Source organism: Paenibacillus assamensis DSM 18201 (assembly GCF_000422445.1).
In the GTDB taxonomy this organism is placed as follows: Bacteria; Bacillota; Bacilli; order Paenibacillales; family Paenibacillaceae; genus Paenibacillus_B; species Paenibacillus_B assamensis.
In genome coordinates this window covers 471,230-498,030 of the sequence record NZ_KE383837.1, presented here as the reverse complement: position 1 = coordinate 498,030, position 26,801 = coordinate 471,230, and the positions used below count along the sequence as shown (strand labels likewise).

At 43.7% G+C, this 26,801-nt stretch carries 25 protein-coding genes; 17 read left to right on the top strand and 8 right to left on the bottom strand.

Going from position 1 to position 26,801, the window contains the following annotated elements:
- Positions 1-187 precede the first annotated feature (187 nt).
- Positions 188-2,545, top strand: coding sequence for an RNA polymerase recycling motor HelD (helD, locus tag H580_RS0116620; RefSeq protein ID WP_028595780.1), 2,358 nt, complete (start codon positions 188-190; stop codon positions 2,543-2,545).
- Between the two features lie 117 nt (positions 2,546-2,662).
- On the opposite strand, the gene H580_RS0116615 is transcribed toward helD, so the two are convergent.
- Entirely contained in the window at positions 2,663-3,400 is a 738-nt protein-coding gene (locus H580_RS0116615; RefSeq protein WP_028595779.1) for an MBL fold metallo-hydrolase, read from the bottom strand.
- Between the two features lie 201 nt (positions 3,401-3,601).
- On the opposite strand from H580_RS0116615, the gene H580_RS24605 reads away from it, so the two are divergent.
- The 3 genes from H580_RS24605 to H580_RS0116600 all read left to right on the top strand — a co-directional run bounded on the left by H580_RS24605 (position 3,602) and on the right by H580_RS0116600 (position 5,484).
- Positions 3,602-4,375 carry an N-acetylmuramoyl-L-alanine amidase gene (locus H580_RS24605; protein ID WP_169449378.1) on the top strand — a complete coding sequence of 258 codons (774 nt, stop codon included), beginning with the start codon at positions 3,602-3,604 and terminating at the stop codon, positions 4,373-4,375.
- A 108-nt stretch (positions 4,376-4,483) separates the two neighbouring features.
- The gene (locus H580_RS0116605; protein ID WP_028595778.1) at positions 4,484-5,050 is read left to right on the top strand and encodes a stalk domain-containing protein; all 567 of its coding nucleotides are present in this window, start codon (positions 4,484-4,486) and stop codon (positions 5,048-5,050) included.
- A gap of 122 nt (positions 5,051-5,172) precedes the next feature.
- The gene (locus tag H580_RS0116600; RefSeq protein WP_028595777.1) at positions 5,173-5,484 is read left to right on the top strand and encodes a DUF1292 domain-containing protein; all 312 of its coding nucleotides are present in this window, start codon (positions 5,173-5,175) and stop codon (positions 5,482-5,484) included.
- A 165-nt stretch (positions 5,485-5,649) separates the two neighbouring features.
- On the opposite strand, the gene H580_RS0116595 is transcribed toward H580_RS0116600, so the two are convergent.
- Positions 5,650-7,128 carry an aminotransferase class I/II-fold pyridoxal phosphate-dependent enzyme gene (locus H580_RS0116595; RefSeq protein WP_028595776.1) on the bottom strand — a complete coding sequence of 493 codons (1,479 nt, stop codon included), beginning with the start codon at positions 7,126-7,128 and terminating at the stop codon, positions 5,650-5,652.
- Between the two features lie 218 nt (positions 7,129-7,346).
- Here H580_RS0116595 and H580_RS0116590 point away from each other — a divergent pair, with 218 nt between their 5' ends.
- Positions 7,347-8,528 carry an MFS transporter gene (locus H580_RS0116590; protein WP_028595775.1) on the top strand — a complete coding sequence of 394 codons (1,182 nt, stop codon included), beginning with the start codon at positions 7,347-7,349 and terminating at the stop codon, positions 8,526-8,528.
- Between the two features lie 144 nt (positions 8,529-8,672).
- Here the strand turns inward: H580_RS0116590 and H580_RS0116585 are convergent, their stop codons facing one another.
- Positions 8,673-9,299, bottom strand: a complete 627-nt coding sequence (locus H580_RS0116585; protein WP_028595774.1) for a YktB family protein — start codon at positions 9,297-9,299, stop codon at positions 8,673-8,675.
- A 249-nt stretch (positions 9,300-9,548) separates the two neighbouring features.
- On the opposite strand from H580_RS0116585, the gene H580_RS0116580 reads away from it, so the two are divergent.
- Complete coding sequence (locus H580_RS0116580; protein ID WP_028595773.1) at positions 9,549-10,145, top strand: hypothetical protein; 597 nt, start codon at positions 9,549-9,551, stop codon at positions 10,143-10,145.
- A gap of 225 nt (positions 10,146-10,370) precedes the next feature.
- The gene (gndA, locus tag H580_RS0116575; protein WP_028595772.1) at positions 10,371-11,786 is read left to right on the top strand and encodes an NADP-dependent phosphogluconate dehydrogenase; all 1,416 of its coding nucleotides are present in this window, start codon (positions 10,371-10,373) and stop codon (positions 11,784-11,786) included.
- A 91-nt stretch (positions 11,787-11,877) separates the two neighbouring features.
- Here the strand turns inward: gndA and H580_RS24600 are convergent, their stop codons facing one another.
- The gene (locus H580_RS24600) at positions 11,878-12,219 is read right to left on the bottom strand and encodes a hypothetical protein (RefSeq protein ID WP_051217509.1); all 342 of its coding nucleotides are present in this window, start codon (positions 12,217-12,219) and stop codon (positions 11,878-11,880) included.
- 191 nt (positions 12,220-12,410) lie between these two features.
- On the opposite strand from H580_RS24600, the gene H580_RS24595 reads away from it, so the two are divergent.
- The gene (locus H580_RS24595) at positions 12,411-12,962 is read left to right on the top strand and encodes a shikimate kinase (RefSeq protein WP_245583582.1); all 552 of its coding nucleotides are present in this window, start codon (positions 12,411-12,413) and stop codon (positions 12,960-12,962) included.
- Between the two features lie 2 nt (positions 12,963-12,964).
- Here H580_RS24595 and H580_RS0116560 read toward each other — a convergent pair whose 3' ends face one another.
- Positions 12,965-13,282 carry a rhodanese-like domain-containing protein gene (locus tag H580_RS0116560; RefSeq protein ID WP_028595771.1) on the bottom strand — a complete coding sequence of 106 codons (318 nt, stop codon included), beginning with the start codon at positions 13,280-13,282 and terminating at the stop codon, positions 12,965-12,967.
- Positions 13,283-13,442: 160 nt separating this feature from the next.
- Here H580_RS0116560 and aroA point away from each other — a divergent pair, with 160 nt between their 5' ends.
- The 4 genes from aroA to ptsP all read left to right on the top strand — a co-directional run bounded on the left by aroA (position 13,443) and on the right by ptsP (position 19,157).
- A complete protein-coding gene (gene aroA, locus H580_RS0116555) occupies positions 13,443-14,741 on the top strand; it encodes a 3-phosphoshikimate 1-carboxyvinyltransferase (protein WP_028595770.1) in 1,299 nt (432 codons plus the stop codon).
- Positions 14,742-14,786: 45 nt separating this feature from the next.
- Positions 14,787-15,227, top strand: a complete 441-nt coding sequence (locus H580_RS0116550; protein WP_036605377.1) for a CoA-binding protein — start codon at positions 14,787-14,789, stop codon at positions 15,225-15,227.
- Positions 15,228-15,477: 250 nt separating this feature from the next.
- Positions 15,478-17,361 (top strand): glucose PTS transporter subunit IIA, encoded by a 1,884-nt coding sequence (locus H580_RS0116545; RefSeq protein ID WP_028595768.1) that lies wholly within the window; start codon positions 15,478-15,480, stop codon positions 17,359-17,361.
- Positions 17,362-17,363: 2 nt separating this feature from the next.
- Complete coding sequence (gene ptsP, locus H580_RS24590; RefSeq protein ID WP_084509301.1) at positions 17,364-19,157, top strand: phosphoenolpyruvate--protein phosphotransferase; 1,794 nt, start codon at positions 17,364-17,366, stop codon at positions 19,155-19,157.
- 126 nt (positions 19,158-19,283) lie between these two features.
- Here ptsP and H580_RS0116535 read toward each other — a convergent pair whose 3' ends face one another.
- Positions 19,284-19,808, bottom strand: coding sequence for a type 1 glutamine amidotransferase domain-containing protein (locus H580_RS0116535; RefSeq protein ID WP_028595767.1), 525 nt, complete (start codon positions 19,806-19,808; stop codon positions 19,284-19,286).
- 303 nt (positions 19,809-20,111) lie between these two features.
- Between H580_RS0116535 and H580_RS0116530 the strand changes: the two genes are divergently transcribed.
- The 4 genes from H580_RS0116530 (at position 20,112) to H580_RS0116515 (ending at position 22,891) form a co-directional block, all read left to right on the top strand.
- Complete coding sequence (locus tag H580_RS0116530; protein WP_028595766.1) at positions 20,112-20,549, top strand: hypothetical protein; 438 nt, start codon at positions 20,112-20,114, stop codon at positions 20,547-20,549.
- 88 nt (positions 20,550-20,637) lie between these two features.
- On the top strand, positions 20,638-20,979 hold the full coding sequence (gene ytxJ / locus H580_RS0116525; RefSeq protein ID WP_028595765.1) for a bacillithiol system redox-active protein YtxJ: 342 nt from the start codon (positions 20,638-20,640) through the stop codon (positions 20,977-20,979).
- Between the two features lie 118 nt (positions 20,980-21,097).
- Positions 21,098-22,108, top strand: a complete 1,011-nt coding sequence (gene ccpA / locus H580_RS0116520; protein ID WP_028595764.1) for a catabolite control protein A — start codon at positions 21,098-21,100, stop codon at positions 22,106-22,108.
- An 84-nt stretch (positions 22,109-22,192) separates the two neighbouring features.
- Positions 22,193-22,891, top strand: coding sequence for a 5'-methylthioadenosine/adenosylhomocysteine nucleosidase (locus H580_RS0116515; RefSeq protein WP_028595763.1), 699 nt, complete (start codon positions 22,193-22,195; stop codon positions 22,889-22,891).
- Between the two features lie 39 nt (positions 22,892-22,930).
- Here H580_RS0116515 and H580_RS0116510 read toward each other — a convergent pair whose 3' ends face one another.
- Positions 22,931-24,115 (bottom strand): acetoin utilization protein AcuC, encoded by a 1,185-nt coding sequence (locus tag H580_RS0116510; protein WP_028595762.1) that lies wholly within the window; start codon positions 24,113-24,115, stop codon positions 22,931-22,933.
- A gap of 20 nt (positions 24,116-24,135) precedes the next feature.
- On the bottom strand, positions 24,136-24,768 hold the full coding sequence (locus H580_RS0116505) for a GNAT family N-acetyltransferase (RefSeq protein ID WP_028595761.1): 633 nt from the start codon (positions 24,766-24,768) through the stop codon (positions 24,136-24,138).
- A 248-nt stretch (positions 24,769-25,016) separates the two neighbouring features.
- Here H580_RS0116505 and acsA point away from each other — a divergent pair, with 248 nt between their 5' ends.
- Complete coding sequence (gene acsA, locus H580_RS0116500; protein ID WP_028595760.1) at positions 25,017-26,741, top strand: acetate--CoA ligase; 1,725 nt, start codon at positions 25,017-25,019, stop codon at positions 26,739-26,741.
- The last annotated feature ends 60 nt before the right edge of the window (positions 26,742-26,801 follow it).

The window sequence follows — 26,801 nt, the reverse complement described above, 5'->3', positions numbered from 1 at the left end:
TTGTTATCTAATTTAATGAAAATACAAAAAATCCAATCGATTCGATTGAATGAAGCTGTACAATATGTTAAGATAATTCTATTCATCAATTGATTTTCGAATCCAATCATTTTTATCCTAATTATATCTTATCATTTTCGACTCTTGTTGTCAACACAATTTAATTATTTATATAAGGAGTGGTGGAATGACTACCAATCATGACCAATTTGAGGCGGAACAATTGCGAGTTGTGCGCGTGCTTGAATGTATAGACGACCGTCTAGATAGTTTACAGGATGAGCTCAAGTTCGTTAAAGGGGATGTTGTTAGCATCCGCCAAACGTTCTGGGACGACGTTACAGTAAATATGGAAGATGCGAGCGAAGAGGCAGAAACGGCAGCTAGTATTAAGCAGCAAGCTGAGCTTTTGTCAGAGCGTGAACGAAGCTACAGACGTGCTCATAAGCAGGCAAAAATATTGCACAGATTGCAGCAATCTCCTTACTTCGGTCGGATTGACTTTCAAGAGAAGGGGGAGCTGAAGGCAGAGCAGATATATCTCGGCACGGGATCTTTGTTGGATGACGAAGGAATGGAGTTTTTAATCTATGATTGGAGGGCTCCTATTTCTAGTTTGTACTATGACTATCCACCCGGTAAAGCCGAATACAAGACACCGGATGGCACGATTAGTGGAGAATTGGCGTTGAAGCGTCAATTTATTATTCGTGGAGAGCAAATTAAAAGTATGTTTGATACGGGTGTTACAATCGGTGATGAACTGTTAAAAGAAGTGCTTGGTAAGCAGGCGGATTCCCAAATGCGCAGCATTGTCGCTACGATTCAGCGAGAACAGAACCGTATTATTCGTAACGAGCATAGCCGACTGCTTGTTGTACAAGGAGCAGCAGGAAGCGGAAAGACATCTGCGGCCCTTCAGCGCGTTGCTTATTTGCTCTATCGTTACCGAGAGACGTTACAAGCGGAGCAGATCGTGCTATTTTCACCGAATCCGATGTTTAATCATTATGTGTCGACTGTATTGCCTGAACTTGGTGAGGAAAATATGCAGCAGGTGACGTATCAGGAGTTTTTAGAGCATCGTCTACAAAACGAATATGTCGTCGAAGATCCATTTACATTGTTGGAGTACGAATATTCTGCAATGAATGAGCCTGAGTATGAAGCTCGCTTGCAGGGTATCCATTACAAATCCTCAACGGTATTTTTGGCTGTTATTAAGCGATATGTTGATTACCTTAGTCAGCAAGGACTGAAATTTAAGGATTTGACATTCCACGACAAAGTTATTATTGCAGGTGAGGAGATGGGGGAGTACTTCTATTCGCTAGACAGTTCCTATTCCGTGCCTAATCGGATTGAAATCGTGAAAGACTGGCTCCTTAAGCGATTAACGGACATTGCTAAACAGGAGAGGAACAAAACTTGGGTGGAAGATGCCGTTGAGCTATTGGACAAAGAAGACTATTTATGGGCGCATCAAGAGCTGAAACGTAGACGCGGCAAGCATGAGGATGAAGAAGCGTTTGATGACTTTGATGCGGAACGGAATTTGCTGGTTGCTAAACTTGTACAGGAACATTTCAAGCCTTTACGTAACATGGTTAAGAAGCTAGAGTTCATAGATTTATCGCGTATTTATATACAATTGTTTGAAGATGGCGTCAGTATGGAACAGTTGTACTCGGATGGAGAACGACCTGCCGAGTGGGAGCGAATTGCAAGCGATACGGTCACGAGATTAAAGGATAAGATGATGCCATATGAGGATGCTACACCTTTCCTTGATTTGCAGGGCAGACTAGAAGGTGTACAGGTGAATACGAATATACGACATGTATTTATTGATGAAGGGCAGGATTATTCACCCTATCAATATTTTTACATTCGTCGTATGTTTCCACGGAGTAAATTAACGGTGCTGGGTGATTTCAATCAGGCGATATTCACACATACAGGTATGAGCAATGGGCTCCAGGCAATGTTGGCTCATTATAATAAAAATGAGACAGAAATGATTGTTTTAGCTCGCAGCTATCGCTCGACAAGGCCGATTATTGAATTTACACGTCAGTTTATAGAAGGTGGACAGGAAATCGAGCCATTTAATCGAGATGGCAATAAGCCAACTGTAACGTATGTATCAGATGAAGCGGAACGGGCTACGCGTATCGTGGCGCAAATAAGCCAAATGCAGCAAGAAGGCTATGAGTCTATAGCTGTTATTTGTAAAACAACAGCGGAAAGCAAGCGAGCGCACAAGTTGCTAGCATCGCAGTTGTCTATTCGGCTCGTTCACAAAGAGACATCGGTATTTGAAGGCGGTGTCGTTGTCATTCCAGCCTATTTGGCAAAAGGTGTAGAATTTGATGCAGTTATCCTATTTGATGCTTCATCGGATCGATATAGCAAAGATAATGAGCGAAAATTGTTCTATACCGCGTGTACACGAGCTATGCATGAATTGCATCTGTACTACACGAATATGCTCAGTCCATTCGTAACAGAGGCTTCAGACGATAGTTATATAAGGATAAAGTAAGGTCATAACGCAAAGGGGATATCCACCGTCATCTAATTCATGATGAAGGTAGGTATCCCCTTTTTGTTTATAGTGCTAAAAGATGCTCAGTCGCACGGTGGTTCAGTCCATTGCAGCTTAAGTCACGATCGTATATACGTGATGAGGCTCTACGAATGGCATCAAGCCTGTTCTTCCTTCCCACTCCGATCGTTCATCTCCATAATGCATTAATGAAATAAGCGATTGAGTAGCAGGTGGAAGGGATAGCAATTCTGTTATGGTTGCATGTACCTCGCCTGCTCCAATAAGCTGACAATCATGCCAGATGGAGGAAATCCCCTGTTGTACGAGTTGTTCTAGCAGCTGAGGTTGGAAGCGCATATCCGCACTGTAGAAAAAAATCTCATTTACTACTAAAGAATAACTGTACTTATTCGGAATATGCGGGGTTTGGATAAGACGGATAGAACATTCATCGTCAATGACATAGCTTGTTTCGGGTACGAGCGGGTGTACATCAAATACGTCTTCTAAGCATTCGAGTCCAGGCTGACTCATCCCGCCTTTTAAAGTATGCTCCCATAACGGTTCTACGAGTGTATTTGCTATGTACAGCTTAGGCTTGCGTTTATACCGGAACATCATTTGAAACCCATATTCTTCAAGTCCGCCAACGTGATCTCCATGTAGATGCGTAATAATGGCCCCGTCTAGTTGATCGAATGTTAGTCCTAATTGGTGTAAGGCTAGAGGAGCTGTAATTCCGCAATCTATGAACAACTTCGTAGAGGAAGTGCTGATGATCCCATTATTGTTGGCATATTGCTTAGCGAAGGCGCTCCCGGTTCCAAGCATTTGCAGCTTAACAGTCATATATAGTCCTCCTCTGTTCAATCCAATTCAACAATATTTCTAATGTATCATGGGCTAGGTTAGCACACAAGCGAACGTATTCTAGCATGAATATGATAGTTCATAGAGAAGTTGGTAGCTCTTGCTTCAAGTGAAACGACAGCATAAAAGGAGTGGGTTATTCACAGGAGTTAAGCAGGTATGGAAGGAGGGACAACGCGCATGAAAATGGTGTGGAAAGGAAATGAGTACACCAATAGTAGCTCTCGCAAGGGACAAGTTCCTTCAATCATTGTTGATCATATTTCTGCTGGCACGATGTCCAGTATGGATTCATGGTTTACAAGTCCAAACAATAAAGTCTCTTCTGCTCATTTTGGTATTTCAAAGCGAGGAGATATTCATCAATATGTGGCGATTGAACAAGCGGCATGGGCACAAGGTATAGCTTTGGACAAGATACCGAACGCCTTGTCACCGGTTGTACGTAGTAAGCCTTACAATCCTAATCAATATGCGGTTTCCATTGAGCATGAAGGAATGGATGGGGATTTGACGGAAGAGCAGTTTCAGGCTTCTGTACAGTTGCATCGCTATATTCGGGATTATGTGAAGCGGGAATATGGTCATGAAATACGATTGAATCGCAATTATGTCATCGGTCATTTTCAAGTTGATCCTGTTCGTAAAGCGAACTGCCCGGGGCCGAAGTTTCCTTGGACACGACTATACGAAGAATTAGCGAAAACGGATGAGGAGGAGAAAAAAATGCAGGAGCTGAGAAATGAGGTGAATGAGTTAAAAAATAAATTGATAGTAGCTGAGCAGCGAATCAAGCAACTGGAACAAGCAAATAGTCTTGCGGAAATACCAACTTGGGCAAAGTCAAGTATGGACAAGGCTGTTCGCAGCGGAATTGTTCATGATCCAGAGCACGCCTCTTTAGATGTATATCGGCTAATCGTCATTCTTGATCGGTTGAATTTGATAAAATGATCAGGTCGTTGTAAAATGAAAAGTTACAATTCTGTTATTATTTCAAGCGCAACTCTCCTGTAAAAGTAGAGTATACATTTACATCAAAGCAGTTGGGGGTTAACAGAAATGAAATGCAGGAGAATTGCTGCACTTGTACTAGCAGGGATGATGTTCGGTGGAACACTTTTATCTGCAGTACCTGCGCACGCTGAAGCTGATAACATGCGTGTTACTTTAAATGGCGAGGCGTTAGCTGACGGAGGATACATCATTGACGGCAAGACTTATGTCTCTGTGCGTCAACTGCAGGATGCGTTACAAGCATTCGTACATTTCGACGAGAAAACAAAGAAATTATATGTGGAGAAGCCTAATGTTCACATGCTTCTTTTCCAAGGGAAGAATCCTTTTGGCAAAGTAGAGACAGGTCGTACTTCTTTCTCTGCACTCGTTCAAGTTGATAGTTTGAAGACAGAGGTCGATGCCATTCGGTTGACCATTACCGATCCGAAGGGAAATACGTCAACGATTCAGGAAAAGGATCTTAAAGGGAAAGATAACTTCTGGTTCCGCTCTGAGGAATATAAGTATGATTTTAAGTCTAAAGGTGTATATACAATCAATTGCTATATGAGAAAGAAGAATGAAGATTTTACACTTTTGTCTCAGATCAAAGTGGAAGCTATAAAATAAAACAAACAATCATTTCAATTTTACATAATATTGTACATGCACTCCTCCGCGTTGACCTGTTGGCTATAACGTGATACGATACGGTAGTATTACACTACTTGTACTAAAAGGAGACCCGCATAATGAGCGAACATAAACATGACTGCGGCTGTGGTCACGACCATGACCACGATCATTCTCATGAAGAGATTATTGTAACGTTAATTGATGACGAAGGCAAAGAAGTAGAAATGGTTCTTGTCGAGACATTTAACGTAGAAGATCAACTATACGCGCTTCTTCTTGAGCGCAACAACCTTGAAGCTGACGGTGCTATCTTCCGTATGGACGAAGATGAAGAGGGCATGGCTCTTAACCCGATTGAAGATGATGCTGAGTGGGATCGTGTTCAGCAAGCATATCAAGAGTTGCTAATTGACGAAGATCAAATGTAATATTTGATGAACAAAGCTCCAAGGCGACTTGGGGCTTTGTTTTATTTATCCGACGGTTAATTATTTACATGCCGACAATAAAAGAAATTTGCGATGTTGATGAAAGCATCTATCATAATGTAAAAAAGATGATTCCTACTTCACATAGGAATCATCTTTTTTTAACTATTCAAATATTGCTTCTTCTTCGCGAATGACTTTTACATATTGAATATAACGATCTTCTGGCCCTTTGACTGGTAGACCGATCTCAACATGATCACGAATATAATCAATATTTTCCTGCGATATCACTTCACCAGGCAGCAAAATAGGAATACCTGGAGGGTAGACATATATAAATTCCGCAATAATGCGTCCAGCTGATTGTTCGAATGGAACAACTTCTGTATCCCCATAGAACGCATCGCGCGGAATGAGCGATAGTTGTGGGATTTCTGGAATTTTGACGACCAGTTCTTGTACTTCTTTTCGCTCAAAATGTTCTTGCGATAGAACTTGAAGTGCATGGAGTAGGATGCCTACGGTTTCCTCTGAGTCTCCAGGTGTGACAAGACATAGAATGTTGTACATGTCACTCAGCTCAACTTCGAGGTTAAAACGATCGCGCAGCCAATTCTCCACCTCATATCCTGTAATGCCAAGATGGCGTACATGGATAGTCAGCTTCGTTGCATCATAGCTATGTGTAGCTTCTCCGCCCAATATATCATCTCCGAAGCAATACAGCCCTGGTATCTCATTGATGGCTTGTCTTGCTCCTTGTGCCAGCTTAATCGCTGTTTCTGCGATTTGATGCCCGTTCAACGCAAGGTTTCGACGAGACGTATCTAACGAAGCAAGCAAAATATAGGACGTTGAAGTTGTAGTTAACATGCTAATAATCGTTTGGACACGATGCATATGGACGAGGCCATTTTTCGTGTTTACGTTTAATATAGAGCTCTGTGTCATAGAGCCCCCCAGCTTATGGACGCTTGTTGCTGCCATATCGGCACCAGCTTCCATAGCTGACATTGGCAAATCCTCATGGAAATGAATGAGTACCCCATGTGCTTCATCGACAAGTACAGGTACATCATAGGAATGTGCGAGATCAACAATCTCTTTTAAGTTGGCACATATGCCGAAATAAGTTGGATTGATGACAAGCACTGCCTTGGCATCAGGATGCTTCTCCAAGGCGCGTCTCACGGAACGCGTTGTAATACCGTGATCGATCCCCAGGTTGGAGTCTCGTGCCGGAGATACGAATACCGGCTTAGCCCCAGCGAAAATAATCGCTGACATGATCGATTTATGCACATTGCGCGGAACAATAATTTTGTCTCCAGGAGCGCATACGGACATAATCATCGTCATGATAGCTCCACTTGTGCCTTGTACGCTGAACAGCGTATAATCGGCACCGAAGGCGTCAGCTGCTAATTGCTGCGCTTCTGCAATTACACCAGTAGGCTGGTGCAAATCATCGAGGGGAGCAATATTGATCAAATCTATAGAAAATGCTTGCTCACCGATGAAATTACGGAATTGTTCATCTGCTCCTGCGCCTTTTTTGTGTCCAGGTATATGGAACTGAACAGGGTTGCGGGATGCATGATTCGTCAATGCTGTAAATAGTGGAGTTCGATGATGGTCCATCGCGGTCTCACAACCTTTCATATGGAAATGCCGGTCTCCTTAAATAGGGGACGGCTAAAAGAAACAAGGATTAGTTTAACAAAAACCCCCCGGAATGCAAGAACAAATTACAACAGCAGTCGACGACATCGCTAGAAAGCAGTTCCGGTATATTCGAAGTTTGTTCATTTTGTTGCCATGAAAATTGTGGTACGATGGGATTTACGGAGGGAAAGTGTATGAATAAACAACTAACTGTCGTCATGCTCATGCTAATGATGGTATTTATTGGTTTCGGTATCGTTATCCCAGTATTGCCAATGACAATAACGGATACTGGGGCCAATGAGATGCATTTAGGATGGATGCTTTCGATTTATTCGCTTGTGGCCTTTATCGTGTCGCCGATCTGGGGGGCTTGGTCGGAACGCGTTGGACGCAGACCAATCATCTTAATCGGTATTAGTGGATTTAGTGTAAGTTATTTGTTATTTGCGATTGGCACGGATATGCTGTGGCTTATGTATGCGTCCCGAATATTAGGGGGCTTGTTCTCAGGGGCAGTCACGGCAGTAATTGTAGCTTATGTGGCAGATATTACAACAGATGAACAGCGTACAAAAGGGATGGCTTATGTTGGGGTGTCCATTGGTTTAGGTTTCACCTTCGGCCCCGCATTCGGTGGTATCATTAGTGAAGTTGGTGGTTCAGCAGCTCCGTTTTATGCAGCGGCAATTCTTACGTTTATAACAGCCGTTCTTGGAGCGTTGGTATTGAAGGAATCCTTACCTGTTGAGAAGCGTATGTCCAGCACCATGTCGTCGCCATCCAGATGGACTGCCTTTACGGGACGGATGAAATATTTATACGTGCTTTCCTTTTTTGTCACGTTCACGTTGGCCGGACTTGAAGCTACGTTGATGTATTTTCAAATGCTGCGCATACCAGGTACGACAGCATGGGATATTGGCTGGATGTTCTTCTTCTGCGGTCTGGCAGGAGCTCTCGTGCAAGGTGGCATTGTGCGTCGCTATATTAAGAAGGGAACAGAGAAGTATGGCATTATGGCTGGACTTGTCATTTCAGCGCTAGGCTTTGTACTTTTACTATTCTCATCTACGATAGTTAACGCAACGATTTTCCTATGCATCTTTGGTATCGGGAATGCATTGATTCGACCATGTGTCACATCGTTGATTACCCAGAAGACAACAGTCAGCCAAGGTATTGCATCTGGACTTAACTCATCGATGGATAGTTTTGGGCGTATCGCTGGACCAGCACTAGCAACTGCTGTATTTAACTGGAACGCTAATATGCCATTTATTATCGGAGCGGTATTATCGATTGCTGCAGTAGCACTAGTTATCCGCTTTAACTCCTTAGACCAAACTTCTTCGCTTAACACGACAATATCTTAATTCGGTTAAGTACGTACACTAATGAATACGATATAGAAAAGGGCTGTCTCTGCAGGTGTTTATTTCCTGCTAGGACAGCCCTTTTACGTGCGTGGAGTTTAATCCGTGCAAGGTGTAGTTGCGTTATTCGTAAAAAAAGTGATGTTATATATTTGCAGCTTTATAGATCGGCATTAGTGTATGAATCGTATCTGATGCGAGCTTTATAAAGGCTTGTCCATCCTGCAAGATAGGATCGTTAGGTTTCAGATGGAGACCAACTAGCCATTCAGAGGATTTGATGTCACGGAAGCGGGTTAACGTCGTCTGTAGTTCCTCATCCGTAAGTTCTGTAATTTTAGCTGCATCTTTTTTCATATGGTCCATGGACAAGACATAATGATTAGGGAGGGTATTTATAAGTTCGTCAGATTGAGCTAAGAGACGCTCTGCGATTTGTTTCTTATTCTCAACTTCATAGATGAATGCGAGCCAAATAAACAAATGATCGTCGAACAATCCAACTTGAAAATGCGGCAAAGCTTTATAGCCTCGTTTGTTAGGGCCAATTGCCATCCATGTATCTTTTGGTGCATTAACTTTGCGGCGAGCATGCTGAGCAATGTGCAAGTACATTTCCTGCCCAGCAAACACGGACGCATCTGCAACAAGCTGTTCACCGATTGCGCGAAATTTTGGCTGAATGCGAGTGCGAATACCCTCCATCCGCTGCTCTAATCCTTCAATGTGAAACGTTGCAAAATCTGATGATTCAAAACCGTTAAACGTCATCGTCTAGTCTCCTTCGTATTTCTTTTGCGATTGCAGTAGCTAGGTATATAAACACCCCATAGTGCTGTCATTGGAAAAGGAATATCTTTATTTTATCACATTTTTAAAATTGAAGAGACATGAGACGAGGCTGCAAGGCTGAGAAGAAAAGTTCAATTTTCATTGGTTCCGCTTAAATTTCCAGTCAATAATCCAAGTTGCACCGTCATATGATGAACTACAGTCGAAGTTAGCAAGGAGGTATTTGCCGTGAATCGCAGCGATGAAGTGGAATATTGTAATCTGGAGTTACGCTTTGACCGGCGGCAAATCCAGGACCTGATCCGCGATCTTATCCGAGAAGGATATTCGCTGTACTGGAGTGAGAATGAGTCATTGTTCATTATCTCCATTCGAACAGGCAGAAAGCTCGTGAAGCTTCGTTTTCAGCGTATTCAGCAGAGATATAAAATCGTGGGTGATTATACGCTGCGTGACGAGCGATTGTCTGAATTTATGGAGAAGCTCATTGGAGATGCGCGTGGTCACGCAGTAGTTAAGCGCTTTAAAGATCGTCATATATTTGTGGAAAACATTATGTTTGGGGAGCGGATTCGCTTAGTAGAAATATGTGGGCTGGAGCAAAAAGTCATATTTCAAAAACGTCCGACTGTTTCGGCAGAAGAAATGATGCAAACTTTTCTATCTACGAGAGCAGAAGAACGAATGGATATGATGCGTATTGAAATTGATGAAACATTGACAGAACTGTCCGAAGCGTTGAGGCTAGAAGATATTGACCAGATGGAGCAGTGTAAAGCAAGGCTAAGTCAGCTTCGCTGTGAGATGATTCAATTGGAATGGTAAGTATTACAAGATTCTCTTCACCCTGCCTGACGCATTGCTGAAAAGTGATGTGTAGCGGCTAGGGTGATTTATTGTGTGCATAGTGACTGGACAAGTATCCTCTATGAGGAGATTCATTTGATTTATGATCTTGACGAGGGGTTCACTTCTCCATGCAAAAAGGGTACAATAACAATGTTATACAGTAATTTATCTAAATAAAGAACAAAGGGTGGAAGAACCAATATGGCAAAAACACAAATCGGTGTCATCGGACTTGCAGTCATGGGCAAGAATTTGGCTCTGAACATTGAGAGCCGCGGCTATTCGGTATCGGTATTCAACCGTTCCCGCGAAAAGACAGATGCGCTTATGAGTGAAGCGCCAGGCAAACAGCTTACGCCTACATATACAATCGAGGAGTTTGTTCAATCGCTTGAAGCACCGAGAAAGATTCTCATCATGGTTCAAGCTGGTAAAGCAACAGATGCAACAATCGAATCTCTCCTCCCACATCTAGACCAAGGCGATATCATTATCGATGGAGGAAATGCTTACTTCCCAGATACAGTGCGTCGCAGCGCGTATTTGGAGGAGAAAGGCTTCCGCTTTATCGGTTCTGGCGTATCCGGCGGGGAAGAAGGAGCTCTTATCGGTCCTGCGATTATGCCAGGTGGACAAGAGAGTGCATATAAGTTAGTTGAGCCAATCTTGACTGCTATTTCTGCTAAAGTTGGCGATGAGCCGTGCTGTACGTATATCGGTCCAGACGGTGCAGGTCACTATGTGAAGATGGTTCATAACGGTATTGAATACGGCGATATGCAGCTCATTTGCGAAGCGTATCACCTTCTTAAGACAGTTGTAGGGGTAGATGAGAAGGAACTTCACTCTATCTTCACAGAGTGGAACAAAGGTGAGCTAGACAGCTACCTAATCGAAATTACAGCTGATATTTTCTCCAAATATGATGACGAAACAGGCAAGCCAATGGTGGATGTTATCTTGGACGAAGCTGGTCAAAAGGGTACAGGAAAATGGACAAGCCAGAGTGCGCTTGATCTAGGCGTTCCATTGACTATGATTACAGAGTCTGTATTCGCTCGTTTCTTGTCTGCTATGAAGGCAGAACGTGTTGCGGCAAGCCAAGTATTGTCTGGTCCAGCGCATAAGCCATTCACAGGCGACAAAGCGGAATTCGTTGAGAAAGTACGCAAAGCGTTGTTCGCAAGCAAAATCATCTCTTACGCGCAAGGCTGGGCTCAAATGAGAGCAGCATCTGAAGAGTATAACTGGAATTTGAACTACGGCAACATCGCAAAAATCTTCCGCGGCGGTTGCATCATTCGTTCTCAATTCCTTAACAATATTAAAGAGGCTTATGATACGAATCCTGAATTGAAGAATTTGTTGTTGGACGATTACTTCAAAGAGATCGTAGAGAAGTATCAAGATGCATGGCGTGAAGTGATTGGCTCTGCAATTGCTTACGGTGTTCCAGTACCTAGCTTCTCGGCTGCATTGGCATACTATGACAGCTACCGTACAGAGCGCTTGCCAGCTAACTTGCTGCAAGCACAGCGCGATTACTTCGGTGCTCACACGTTCAAGCGTGTGGACCGCGAAGGTTCGTTCCATTACAACTGGCTCACTAACGAATAATAGACAACAACGCCGAGCCCTAGGGCTCGGCGTTGTTTATCATCGTGTGATTGTTCATGGATAGTCTTTGATAGGAGTAGACATGTATTACTCATGATGGTGTATCTTTGTTGGCAGATGATGTTGTGTTCCAAAGCCCATATGCTGCTTCGGACAAATAATATCGCAAGCGCTCGCTTTCTTGACCGTATCTTCCGTTGCGTTTGAGCATCAACGTAGATATTTCTGCGAAGTATCGAAAGTTACGGCGCAGTCGTTCAGGATCTAGAGCATCAACATGTGCATCTGGCTGAGCAAGTTTCTGCTTGACCATATTTAAAGCCCATAAAATGTCGTCTTTACACAATGGATGTGAAGAATCAAGAATTTGTGCCATACGATTGGCAGTAGAAAGCGCTCGTCCATTGGATGAAGGCAGTTGGGATGGAGACATCGTCTGTTCACTCCTATTAATAGGCTGATACGATACAAGTTGTATAATTGATTGTCACGTATATTGGATTGTTACATGTTCTGAGTATTACTATGTTTACGTAGAATAGTTTTGTTTTATACGTATCCATTGTCTAACTGTTTCATGCTATGTTATCATATGGGCAGTTTATGTGGAGTAGGAGATATAGTATGCATATACACGATAAGAGAAATCACCTAATCTTAATCGGCTTTATGGGTACGGGCAAGTCTACAGTAGCGCAGTATTTAGCTGAGCAGCTTGCATATCCTTTTGTAGACCTTGATCAAGAAATTATTCGCTTAGCTGGTCGATCAATTCCGGATATCTTTGCAGAAGAAGGAGAAGATGCCTTCAGAAACTATGAGTCTGAGGCGCTTGGCAAAGTATCGGAATTTACTTCTCCAGTTGTATTGGCAACTGGCGGTGGAGCAGTACTGCGTGAAGGAAATTGCCAAGTCATGCTGGATAGCGGTTGTGTGATCGCCTTAACAGCTGACGAGCACACAATCGTCTCGCGTGTGCAAAATGATCGCAATCGTCCACTTTTACAAGGTGAAGCGTCGAAGAGAGTCAGTGAACTTATGGAACAACGTAGAGGAAAGTATGATTTTGCCCATCTGAGTGTGAAGACAGACAATCGTCATGTACAGCAGTTGGCGGAAGAGATTGTAGCCTACTACCGCCAATTTGCGCAATATGAGGAGAGTGGACAAGCATAGTATTATGCTATTGGACCTTCAATCTCAGCCCACGCCAACATGCCGCCTTCTAAGTTAATGCCGCAATTGATTCCGACTTGCTGTAAATATTCACACACACGTTCGCTGCGATATCCGCTTCGACAGATGAAAATCGTTTCTGCAAGAGGATCAATCTCATCGATACGATTCGGAATATCGTTCATTGGGATATGCTTGGCACCAGGTATAATGCCATGTGCGACTTCTTCATGTTCTCGCACATCGATCAACTGGATCGCTTCACCGTTATTTAATCTAGCTTTGAGCGTATCAACTGCCATTTGAGGGACTGGTTGCATGTTATGTTGCCTCCCATGTTATTACATCGTTCAACTAGACCAATGCCTATAGTATACTTTCCCCGTTATCATATTCATCCTTTATAAATTTGTCAAATCAAACTTGCCTTTGGAACATCCAGTTGTAATGGAGGTTTAGGCACGAAGAGGAGTGTTTTAGATGGATATCATAGTTAATCCAATTTCGCGTTTGCAGGGGGATATTCAAGCCCTATCATCTAAAAACTATACGACAAGATATTTACTAGTTGCTGCGTTGGCAGAAGGTACAAGCACAATCTATTATCCTGCACACAGCGAAGATAGTGATGCGATGCGTCGCTGCCTTCGTGACCTTGGTGCAACGCTTGATGAGGATGATACAAAGATCGTTATCAAGGGATTTGGGGCGCAACCTGTGCTTCAACCTGCTTCTAAGCAGCTCGATGTAGGTAACGCAGGAGCGGTGCTTCGTTTCTTAATGGGTATCGCATCCTTGCTACCAGAGGTACACTTTATTAATGCTTATCCTGATTCACTAGGTAAAAGACCGCATCATGATCTAATTGATGCTTTAGAACAGCTTGGTGCTGAGCTACAGCATCAGGATGGGAAGTTGCCTATTACAATTAAGGGCGGTAAGCTTAAAGGTGGTGCTATTCGGGTATCTGGTAATATAAGCTCTCAATATTTGAGTGCATTATTGTTCCTAACGCCGCTTCTTCCTGAAGATAGCACGATCGAAGTAACAGATGACCTGAAGTCCAAAGTTGTCGTCGGTCAGACGCTGGAAGTTATTCGGGAAGCAGGTATCATAATTGAGGCAAGTGAAGATCTTATGTCATACCGCATACCAGGCAACCAGCGCTATGCAGCGCGTACGTACCGTGTACAGGGGGATTACCCTGGCTCTGCTGCCATATTGGCAGCGGCTGCTGTAGTGCCTTCCGATGTTACATTGCGCGGACTGACAGAGGACAGTAAGCAAGGGGAACGTGCTATTGTAGATGTGCTGCGAATGATGAACGTTCCTTTAACGCATGAAGACAATGTAGTGCGAGTTCAGGGGAACGGGCAATTGAGTGCAGTTACGTTTGATGGAGATGCTGCTACGGATGCGGTACTTGCTATGGTTGCGGCTGCTGTATTTGCTGACGGGACGTCTCGCTTCTACAATGTAGAAAATCTTCGTTATAAAGAATGTGATCGAATTACAGACTACTTGAATGAGCTGCGTAAGGCAGGGGCTAATGTAGAAGAGCGTCAGGCAGAAATTATCGTCCATGGTCGTCCAGAAGGTGTAGAGGGTGGCGTCTCAATCGATGCGCATTATGACCACCGTGTTATTATGGCGTTGTCCGTTGTAGCCCTAAGAGCGAAACAGCCAATCCGAATTAAAGATGCACATCATGTTGCGAAGTCTTACCCACAATACTTTGATCACTTAACTGCATTAGGTGCGCAGGTAGAATGGATTTAATTATTTACAACATGGACAAGTCTTACTAAACCGAGGTGTATACAAATGACTACTCATCAAAATCCAAATCAGCAAGAAATTAAGCAATTACTTAACAACGCCAACACAATCGCTGTTGTTGGTCTTTCAGAAGACGAAACACGCACGTCGCATATGGTTGCCAAAGCGATGCAAGCAAAAGGATACCGTATCATACCGGTTAACCCAAAGGCAGAAAGTATTTTGGGCGAAAAATGTTACGCTACTTTGCAAGAGGTTCCTGAAGCCATTGATATCGTCAACGTATTCCGTCGGAGTGAATATTGCTTAGATGTTGCCAAAGATGCGGTGTCTGTTGGGGCTGGAGCAATCTGGTTGCAGCAAGGCGTGATCAATGAAGAAGCGGCTAGTTACGCGAAAGAGCATGATTTAACAGTTGTCATGGATCTTTGCATTAAAGTTCTAGATGCTATTTTGCTGCCGCATGGTAAAGTTGCATCTGAATAAGGCGCATCTTATACAGCGAATGTCAAGATGGCATTCGCACAATCTCATACATCATTCTCAACGGATCATGCTATAATGAATGCATAGTAACGATACGTTGAGCGTGTGGAATGCCGAAGTCGGCTGCTGCATTCAGGGCGGTCTTGCTTCGGCATTTTACTGTGCGCTCATGTTTGCGAATAAAGAACATATACAACGGTTATAGGGTTCAACCGTCATAGGATGATGAAACTGTGAAGGAGAGATGCTCTTGAACCAACTAGGATCATTACAGCAGCTTTCGCGTGCCATAATGCAACCGTTAATGGTACTGCCAGCTATAGCAGTTGTATTATTTGTAGGCTATATACTCAACTGCTTTGGTTTCGTTGAAGCTTCTACGTGGATGCAATCATCGGCCAAAGGGCTCTTGGATATGATGCCTTATCTATTTGCGGCTGGTGTAGCTCTGGGTATGTCTAATAACTCAGGCGTTGCAGCGATGTCAGGATTGCTCGGCATTTTTATTTTTTATGAGCTTGTTAGTGAAGTGCTGCCAACTAATGTTGTAATAGAACCGACTATTTTAATTGGAATTATATTTGGTATGATGGCGGGGGCCATACATGAGAGGTTTCATGCGATAAAGCTTCCGGAGTATATGCAAATATTCGGTGGCGCTAGGTTAGTTGTTCTCATCATGATTGTATTGTCTGTGGCGTTATCATTCTTATTTATTCAGATTCTTCCTGGCTTGAATCATGTCATTCAAATTATTGGACATGAAATTATGGCATTAGGCAGCTTTGGTGTGTTCTTATATGGGGTTGTTCATCGTGTGCTGATCGTATTTGGATTGCATCATTTGCTGAACAACTTAGTATGGTTTCACGTAGGAAGCTTTACAGATGCGAGTGGTAGTGTGTATACCGGCGATATGGTTCGCTTTTTCGCTGGAGATCCGACTGCGGGCGGTTTTATGGCAGGTTTGTTCCCGATTACGATGTTTGCACTGCCAGCCGTAGCAATGGCGATTATTCATGAGTCAAGGGAAGATTTGAGACCAAAAGTAAAGAAAACATACTTAACAGCAGCAGGCTCCTCTTTTCTGACAGGAATTACGGAACCTATTGAATTTGCCTTTTTGTTTGCCGCTCCTTATTTATTTATTGTTCACGCCTTGTTGACAGGGGTAGCGATGTGGATTACGTTCGAACTTGGTATACTCCATGGATTCTCTTTCTCTGCTGGAGCCATTGATTATATCGTTAATTTGCATTTGGCGAATAAAGGGCTGCTCTTACTACCGATCGGAATTGTGTTTGGCTTGTTGTATTACGGTATATTCCGTTTTGCTATACAGAAATACCAGATCCCTACTCCAGGAAGGGTAGAAGCAACACTGTTGGATGATATGGCAGGCGATTTGCTGCATCGGGTACCATTAATTATTCAAGCGCTCGGCGGAAAGGACAATCTTGTAGAAGTGCAGGCTTGTATAACAAGACTTCGTCTTCGAGTACGTCAAGAGAAGAAGATTGACCGTCATGCATTACGAATGCTAGGAGCAGTCGGCGTACTTCGCTTAGGTGGAGGTCATGTACAGGTTGTTTTTGGAACCTATTCCGAATTTATTCGTGATGAAATGTTAAAACGATTGCAGCGAGATAGCAAGCAAGTATCACTGGTCGCTCCTTTGCAAGGGCGTATGATTCCTATCGAAGATGTTCCAGACACCATATTTGCTAAGAAGCTAGTAGGGGATGGAGTGGCCTTTATTCCTGACAAAGGGGAGCTTGTAGCGCCTGTAGCGGGCCTCGTGCGCCATATTTATCCGACGATGCATGCGATTGGCATTGAAACAAAAGAAGGAGTTGAGGTTCTGCTTCACATCGGAATCGAAACTTCTGGCTTGAATGGGTCTGGTTTCCAGTCTGTTGTAAAAGAGGGAGATGAAGTCAAGCCTGGGCAGCTATTGATCAAATTCGATATGGCTTATATTAAGAAAAGGGGCTGTTCGTTGGTAACGCCTATGGTTATTACAAATTCCAATCGTATAGCTTCTTGGAGTAAAGCTCCTTTTACAATAGTAAAGAAAGGACAGACGTCAGTGCTGTCAATTGTATTGCATGAAGACGGACATGGGGGTGAGTAGAGATGATACAAACAGCGCGTGGAATTGGTGCATCCAGTGGGATTGCGATCGGTAAAGCTTTTGTACTGCCGTCGTGGGAATGGGACGTTCCTGAGAAGAAGATGGACCCTTCTGATTTGGCGAAGGAGTTTGAGCGTCTGTACGAAGGTGTTCGTTCTTCTAAAGATGAGATTCAGTATATAAAAAATGAAATTAGCGAGATGGTTGGCAAGGAAGAATCAACAATATTCGATGCTCACTTGGCTATTTTGGAAGATCCAGTATTTATGAATGAAATTCAAGGGATCATCCAACGCCAATACAAGGCGGCAGAAGTGGCTGTCAAAGAAGCAATTGATCATTTTGTAACCATGTTCGACTTGCTGGACGATGACTACATGAAAGAACGGGCATTAGATATTAAAGATGTCGGCAATCGTCTCTTGAAGCACTTATTGGGGGCACCCGAAATTACGCTTCCGACGGATGCCAATCCGTATATTTTAGTCGCAAAAGAGTTGTCGCCATCTCAGCTCGTTCATTTGAATCCTAAAAATGTGTTAGGTATTGTCATGTTGATGGGCGGGAAGACTTCACACTCAGCTATTATGGCTAGAGCGCTGGGAATCCCGCTTGTACTTGGGCTGGAAGGCAAGCTAAAGGATCCGATCCAGACTGGAGAAAAAGTCGTTGTGGACGGCGAACAAGGGCATGTATTGGTTGAACCGTCTGCTGAAGTGTTGGCATGGTACAAAGAGCGTCAACGTGTGTTTCAAGATGAGATGGCTGAATTGTGTAAAATTAAAAGCTTGCCTGCTGTTACAACAGATGGACATTCTATTCATTTGGCGGCTAACATTTCTTCAACAAGGGAATTGGATATAGCTGTTCAAAACGGGGCGGAGAGCGTAGGCTTATTCCGCACAGAATTTATGTATATGGATCGAATTTATCCGCCTAATGAAATGGAGCAGTTTACGGTTTATCGTGAGCTTGCTCAAACTTTTAGAGAGAAGACGGTCATCATTCGAACGTTGGATATCGGTGGAGATAAACCAATGGATTATTTGCAAATACCAGAGGAAGATAACCCATTCCTAGGGTATCGCGCCATTCGCATTTGTCTGGATCGGACTGATGTATTTAAGACACAATTGCGTGCTATATTGCGAGCGAGCGATTATGGCCCGATAAAGGTCATGTTCCCTATGATAAGCTCTATGGAAGAAATCGTGGCCGCAAAACGTATTCTTGAAGAAGCTAAGCAGGAACTTAGAGAAGAAGGACAGGCGTTTAATGAGGACATTCCAATCGGAATTATGATTGAAGTGCCTGCAGCAGCAGCAATGGCAGATTTCTTGGCTGAAGAGGTAGATTTCTTTAGTATTGGGACGAATGATCTTGTTCAGTATACCCTTGCGGTTGATCGGATGAATGAACAAATCGCTCATATGTATGATCCATACCATCCTGCTGTTCTGCGTTTAATTCGTCAGACGGTTGAAGCTGCGAAGCAGAAAGGCATCCATGTCGGGGTATGTGGGGAAATGGCTGGTGATCCGCGTGCAGTGCCATTGTGGGTTGCGCTTGGCATTGATGAACTAAGTATGTCATCGCGTACGATTCCGCGTGTTAAAGCTGCAATACGCAGAACTTCATGTGAGGATTCCAAAGGCCTTGCTTCTCAACTATATCGCTGTCGTACCAAGGCAGAAATAGAAGGAGTGCTAGGCTTCGAATCGTTACCACCTACTTCTTCATTTGAGCAAGCAGAGGCAGCCATGAAATATGTAAATTCAGAATCGTTTGAGCAGTAGAGCGATGATGTAGGTTTTACGTTATAAATGCGCTGCGGAACTATAACAAAAAGCTCTCGGTCCGAGGATCGAGAGCTTTTTGATGTCATCAATATAGTCGTGTGTATGTTTGTATCGTACTTATACTTACGCTTGAGCAAGTACATCACAAAATGCTTTACCGTAAGCAGGCAAATCTGGTGGACGACGTGAAGATACTAAGTTGCCGTCAATAACAACATCTTCATCAATCCACGTTGCTCCTGCATTCTCCATATCGTCACGAATACCAGGTGTAGAAGTAACTTGGCGCCCGTTTAGAATTTTTGCAGAGATAAGCACCCAGCCAGCATGACAGATTTGTCCGATAGGCTTGTTAGCCTCGTTCATTTCACGAGTGATGCGAAGCACATCTTCATATCGGCGCAGTTTATCTGGAGCCCAGCCTCCTGGAACGAGTAGACCATCATAGTCAGCTGTATGAATATCTTTAAAAGCATAATTCGAGGTAGCAGGTACACCATATTTTCCAATATACGTTTTTCCTGTCTCGGCACCTACAAGATGAACCTCAGCACCTTCTTCACGAGCACGGTATACGGGATACCACAATTCTAGGTCTTCAAATTCTTCATCGACGAGTGCAATGACTTTCTTGCCTTCAAGTCTCATCATGACTTCCTCCTTTCAATCCAAACAAGATGGGCGAATATAATAAGCTAGTGATTGTACAGCTTGCTTTTTATTACCCATAAACGTACTTAAATTAACATATTTAGGCGTCAATCACAAGGACAAGAGAGAGAATTATCATTGGAAAACACAGCAGGCATATCAATTGTAAATATATTCATGCGGATGTGCAGGAGGATAACGGTGGAAGAAGTCGAAATAGTATTGATTATTAATCGTGTTGTGCTATACAGAGAGAGAAGTTAGGTGAGAGAAACTACATACCGGCTAGGGGGATTACGGATGAAGAAGAACTGCTCTTGTGGTCAAGGAATGGACATTACAATGCGTACTATTGTTCATGCACGTAAAATACATATACATCATGTACCCGTATACACCTGTGGAAGTTGTCAATATTCCGAACTGCTGCCCAATGTAAAAGATGAAGTTGTGTTTATTATGCGCCGTCTCGTTCAAAAAGGGATGGTTGAAGAACAGAGTGTTGCGTTTGATCATATGCATGAAGTGGCCAGCGTAATCAAAGAATGCTTGGAATACAAGGAAGATGATTATCTTGCCTTATTTGAGAAAATCAGCACTGAGCGTGTTAATCATTTATTGGACGTGTATCTTGTCGCTAAAACATGCAAAGATACCGATTGGATGACGGATATAGAGCGTAGATTAAATCAGCTCGCAGGTTTTAGAGTTGAGGATCATCAGGCTAAAATAAGTTAATGAGCATCGACCCATAATAGAATGGATAAGAGGAATGGAAAGACAAACTATATCTTGTGGCCTATTGCTGCAAATGAGAGGTGTCGTTATGAAAACTATCACCACACATGAAGAGCTCCAACAGGGGATTCAGCGTTCTCACGAAGGTACTTTCGTTATTTTTAAGCATAGTACGCGCTGTCCGGTTAGCAGCAGCGCTAATGAAGAAATGAAACATGTCGTTGATGTTTTTGAACCGAAGGGCATTTCATTTGGGCTTATTTACGTCGTTGAGAACCGTGATGTTTCACTCGCTTGTGCAGACCAGCTTAGTATTAAACATGAGTCCCCGCAAGTGCTGGTCTTAAAAGACGGTCAAGTGGTGTGGCATGACTCTCATTATAGAATTCGATATGATAATGTAGAGCAAGTGTTAACGACTACTCCTTAAAATCCGACATTTTGTGATGAAAATTGATTGCTTCATTGCGATTTTTCAGAAAATAAAGTAATATGAAATGTAATATGTATGTACGTATTAAATAACTCGGTAATTGGAGAGAAGGATCGTGACGGTAACTATTTATGATGTAGCTAGAGAAGCTGGCGTATCAATGGCGACAGTTTCCCGGGTTGTAAATAACAATCCGAACGTGAAGCCGCAGACACGTAAGAAAGTATACGAAGCGATTGAACGTTTAGGCTATCGCCCAAATGCGGTTGCTCGTGGTCTGGCGAGTAAAAAGACGACGACCGTAGGTGTTGTTATACCTGATATTTCGAATTCGATCTTTGCTGAGATTGCGCGTGGTATTGAAGATATTGCTAATATGTATCATTACAATATCATTCTATGTAACGCCGATAAGAAGAAGGAAAAAGAAATTCGGGTTATTAACACGTTATTGGAGAAGCAAGTTGACGGCTTGTTATTCATGGGCGGTGTCATTACGGAAGATCATATTCAAGCTTTCCGCACAGCGTCTGTTCCGATTGTTTTATGTGCGACGAGAGATGAGAACGGTATCATGCCGTCCGTGGATATTGATCACGAGGCAGCTGCATTTGATGCTGTAAATACGCTGATCCGTCATGGACATCGTGAGATTGCAATGATCAGTGGAACGTTGCAGGATCCTGCTAATGGGTTTGCACGATTCCAAGGCTACAAGCGTGCCCTTGAGCGTGCTGGTATCGATTACAAGGAAGACATGGTTCGCATCGGAAACTATCGTTATGAGTCCGGTGTAGAAGCTATGCAGTATTTCTTGGGCTTGAAGAAGCGTCCAACAGCTATTTTCTCTGCAACTGATGAGATGGCGATTGGAGCGATTCATTCAATACAAGATGCAGGACTGAAAGTTCCTGACGATTTCTCTATCATTAGTGTAGACAACATCCGCATGGCATCGATGGTTCGACCGCAGTTAACTACGGTTGCACAACCTATGTATGATATTGGTGCTGTAGCGATGCGTCTGCTGACAAAGTTGATGAAGAAAGAGAATGTGGAGCAATCCCAAGTCATTTTACAACATGAGATCATTCATCGTCTGTCCATTAGCCATGTGAATGAATAGTCTGCTTGGACAGCGGTACGAAGCCCCGTATCTCGGGGCTTTTTTTTGACCATATAACGGAATATAGGAGCGGGGGTTATTCAGATGACAATTGGAATTATCGGTGCAATGGATGAAGAAATTGCTTTGTTATTGCAAGCAATGGGTCAAGTTGAGGAACATGAGCAGGCGGGAAATCGTTACTATCGTGGAACGCTGCATCACCACTCTGTTGTTGTGTGTAAGTCCGGGGTAGGGAAAGTGAATGCGGCGATTACGACGCAAGTACTTATCGATCGTTTTAGTGTAGAGCGTATTCTCTTTACAGGTGTTGCAGGTGCGGTTAACCCGATGCTGAACATTGGCGATATTGTCATTTCTTCTGCCTGTATTCAACATGACATGGATGTAACGGCATTAGGGTTCAAATTGGGCGAGATTCCGTATCAATCTAACTCTATCTTCCGTGCCGATCAGCAGCTGATTGAATTAGCGAAACGCGTCTGCGAGGAAATGGTGCCTCAGCGCCATATGGTAGGTATCGTACTTTCAGGTGACCAATTCATTGCTAGCCGTGAAAAAGTAAAAGCGCTGTATGAGACTTTCAATGGTGCCTGTACGGAGATGGAAGGTTCGGCTGTTGCTCAAGCTTGCAGCCTAAATAATGTCCCATTCGTTATCATTCGCTCGATGTCGGACAAGGCAGATGGCTCGGCACATGTAAACTTTGCTGAGTTTACAGTGGAAGCATCAGAACGCTCTTATCAAATGATTGATCATATGCTGCAGCAATTGCCTGCATAAACGTTAAGCCGCTCTTACATAAAGAGCGGCTTTCATTATTTATCTAATATACTCTTGCGCTAAGGTTACAATGTGGGAGTTCTGCTTCTCAATTAGCTCACGCCTTGGCATTGGCGTCCAATCGCTCGTATCATCGAGCCAAGTAGTTGGCAATGGTGTGGGGGAATTGTGCTGCCATTTATGCAGCCAAGCAGCGGGTAGTGGCGTCAGTGGTTCTGCTCTTAGTTGAGCGGCTAGGGGATGTTGAATCATTTCGAGCCATAGAAGGCTCCATGCACGTGGGACGACGCGCCAAATATCGTATCCTCCGCCACCGAGTGCTACCCATCTGCCATTACAGTAGGTGTGAGCAAGTTGATGAATGATAGCAGGCATCTCTTGATAAATTCGCATACTGCAATGCATGTGGGACAGTGGATCCAAGGCGTGTGCATCACAACCATGCTGACTTACGATAATATCTGGCTTGAAGCTAGCAGCAGCTCGTCCAATCGTGTCCCGAAAGCTTGATAGCCACGAATCATCTTCTGTGTAAGGCTCCAATGGCACGTTGACACATATACCGAATCCTTCGCCTTCCCCTCGTTCCTGCACGAATCCTGTGCCTGGAAATAAGTATTTGCCTGTTTCGTGGATGGAATAGGTCATGACTTCAGGGTCTGTGTAAAATGACCACTGCACACCATCGCCATGGTGCACGTCCGTGTCGATATACAGCACACGTGCACCGTACTTTTTGCGTATAGACGCTATGGCAATAGAGGCATCGTTATAGACGCAGAAGCCTGCTGCTTTGTCAGGGAATGCATGATGCAGACCTCCTGCCATATGAAGAGCATGGAGCGCTTTCCCTTCCATCACAGCCTCGCATGCTGCAATGGACCCGCCTACGATAGCGCTTGCGGCTTCATGCATGCCTTCGAAGTAAGGTGTGTCTTCGTGATCGAGGCCGTATTGAGCAGTGCGGACAAGATAGTCTGGATCAGGGATCGTTTGGCTAAGTTCTTTGACGGCTGTAATATAATCTTCACGGTGATTCAATTGAAGTGCCTCAAGTGAAGCACAGGCTGCTTGAACCTGTTCAGTTGGATACAGGGCACCAATTTGAAACAAGAGATCCTGAGTCATCTCAATTCTTCTCTGATCGAAAGGATGATCTGCATAGAAATGGTACCGCAGCGCGTCATCGTGCAGAAAAAATAGAGATTTATGCGAATCTGTCATCGCGCTTTCCTCCTGACGATCTAGTACATGAACCGCTGCTTGAAGCGAACGCGGTCGAATTGTTCTTTGGATGACAAAGGAACATCCTTTCCAATCCGAACCATTAGGCAATTTGCGGGATGAGAGCAGATTTCAGGATCATCCGTAGCGTACCAGATCATATCAACCGACTCCATAAGTTTCTCCATCATTTTGCGATAATCCCATACGCTTAATTTTGATCCTTCTAGATCCCAGTGCCAATAGTATTCGGTCGTAAATACGATGTAGTTCTCCATTTGTTCATCCTCGAACGCGGTTTGAATCATTTTTTTTCCTAGTCCAAAAGAACGATATTCTCTTGCTACTTCTACGGCTCCAAGCTCTACCAGGTCTTCCATCTGACCCTCTGACCAACGTTCTAGTTCGTCAGGATAGTGAAAGGTAACATAGCCGACAATGGTCTGTCCGTCACGTGCAACGATGATGCGTCCTTCGGGTAAAGCTGCTATCTCAACTAAGGCTTCGTGCTGCTCGCGCGGGCGTCGGAAGGCGTTAAGTCCACTGTGCATGTCCATCGTTTGGAGCACTTCTGGCTTAACAGGACCTTCGATAACGATAACGACATCATCGCGTGTAACGACGTGCGCATGATAACACTTTCGATGTTCCATAGTCGACCACTCCTTATTCTCTTCACATAGGTTATAACAAAAAAAGGAACAGTTGAAAAGGAAAAGAATAGGCGAATTACAATTGGTGTGCTATAATAATGCTGTTGTTACTATGTTCATAGAATTTCCTCTTGACAACATGTACAGTCAACATCGTCCTTAAGCTTACAACTTCGTGAAAGCGGTTAACTATCGGTATCACATGGGAAGGTCCTAAAGAAGTGAATGAAACAGGAGGATGAAAGACAATGGGTAATGTGCAAGGAGAAATCATCGAAGCATCGGCATTGAGTCCGAACCTAAGCAGCTATGAATCAGCAGCAGAATCGTTCAATTGGGAAGAAATTGAGAAGCATTTTACATGGCATGCGACTGGTAAAGTGAATATGGCACATGAGGCTATTGACCGTCACCTGGCAGAGGGGCGTGCTGATAAGGTTGCACTTTATTACAGTGATGCTGTGAGAGAGGAAAGTTATACGTATGCGGAGCTCAGCCGCAAGTCCAATCAATTTGCGAACGTGCTGCGTAAGCAAGGGATTACGAAAGGTGAGCGTGTGTTCGTATTTATGCCGCGTACGCCAGAGCTATACTTTAGTTTGTTCGGTATTTTGAAAATAGGTGCTGTAGTAGGACCATTATTCGAAGCGTTTATGGAAACAGCCGTAAAGGATCGACTAGAGGACAGTGGAGCGAGTGCCATTGTTACAACTCCTGAACTCCTTCATCGCATTCCGCGCGAGCAACTGCCTGAATTGAAACATATTGTGCTTGTTGGTGAGAATATTCAAGCCGAAGAAGGTATTGTTGATTACTACGCAGAGATGGCTGTTGCTTCGGAAGAAGCGGAGATCGAATGGCTCGATCGTGAAGATGGACTCATTATACACTATACTTCCGGTTCCACAGGTAAGCCAAAAGGTGTATATCATGTGCAAAATGCGATGATTCAGCATTATTTTACGGGTAAAATGGTACTAGATTTGAAGGATGACGATATTTACTGGTGTACAGGCGATCCAGGTTGGGTCACTGGAACATCTTACGGTATATTTGCACCATGGCTAAATGGTGCTACCAACGTAGTGCGTGGTGGTCGTTTCAGTCCACAGAACTGGTATTCAACGATTGAGCGCTACAAGGTAACGATTTGGTATAGTGCGCCTACAGCATTCCGTATGTTCATGGGTGCTGGAGATGAAATTATTAAAGAGTTTGACTTGTCGAGCTTGCGCCATGTGCTCTCAGTAGGTGAGCCGCTTAATCCAGAGGTTGTACGTTGGGGGATGAAAGTATACGGCCAACGAATTCACGATACGTGGTGGATGACAGAGACGGGCGGCCATATGATTTGTAACTATCCGAGCATGGCCATCAAGCCTGGCTCTATGGGACGTCCAATTCCAGGTGTGCAGGCATCGATTATTGATGATCAAGGTAATGAGCTGCCTCCATATCGTATGGGTAACTTAGCAATTCGCACACCATGGCCTTCAATGATGCGCAAAATTTGGAATAATCCAGGTAAATACGAAGAATATTTTCGTCTCAAGGGCTGGTATGTGTCTGGTGATTCCGCTTATAAAGATGAGGATGGATACTTCTGGTTCCAAGGGCGTGTCGATGATGTAATCAACACTTCTGGTGAGCGTGTAGGGCCATTTGATGTGGAGAGCAAGCTTGTTGAGCATCCAGCAGTTGCTGAAGCAGGTGTCATTGGTAAGCCAGATCCACTTCGTGGTGAAATTATTAAAGCTTTCATCTCGCTAAGAGATGGCTACACACCATCAGATGAATTGAAGGCAGATATTGCGAAGTTCGTCAAAGAGGGCTTGTCTGCCCATTCTGCTCCGCGAGAAATTGAGTTCAAAGACAAGCTACCTAAGACGCGTTCAGGCAAAATTATGCGTCGTGTGTTGAAGGCTTGGGAATTAAACTTGCCGACTGGTGATTTATCCACAATTGAGGATTAAGTATTTCACTGAGCATAATAAAGAGGGATATAAGCTACTATCAGCTTATATCCCTCTTTT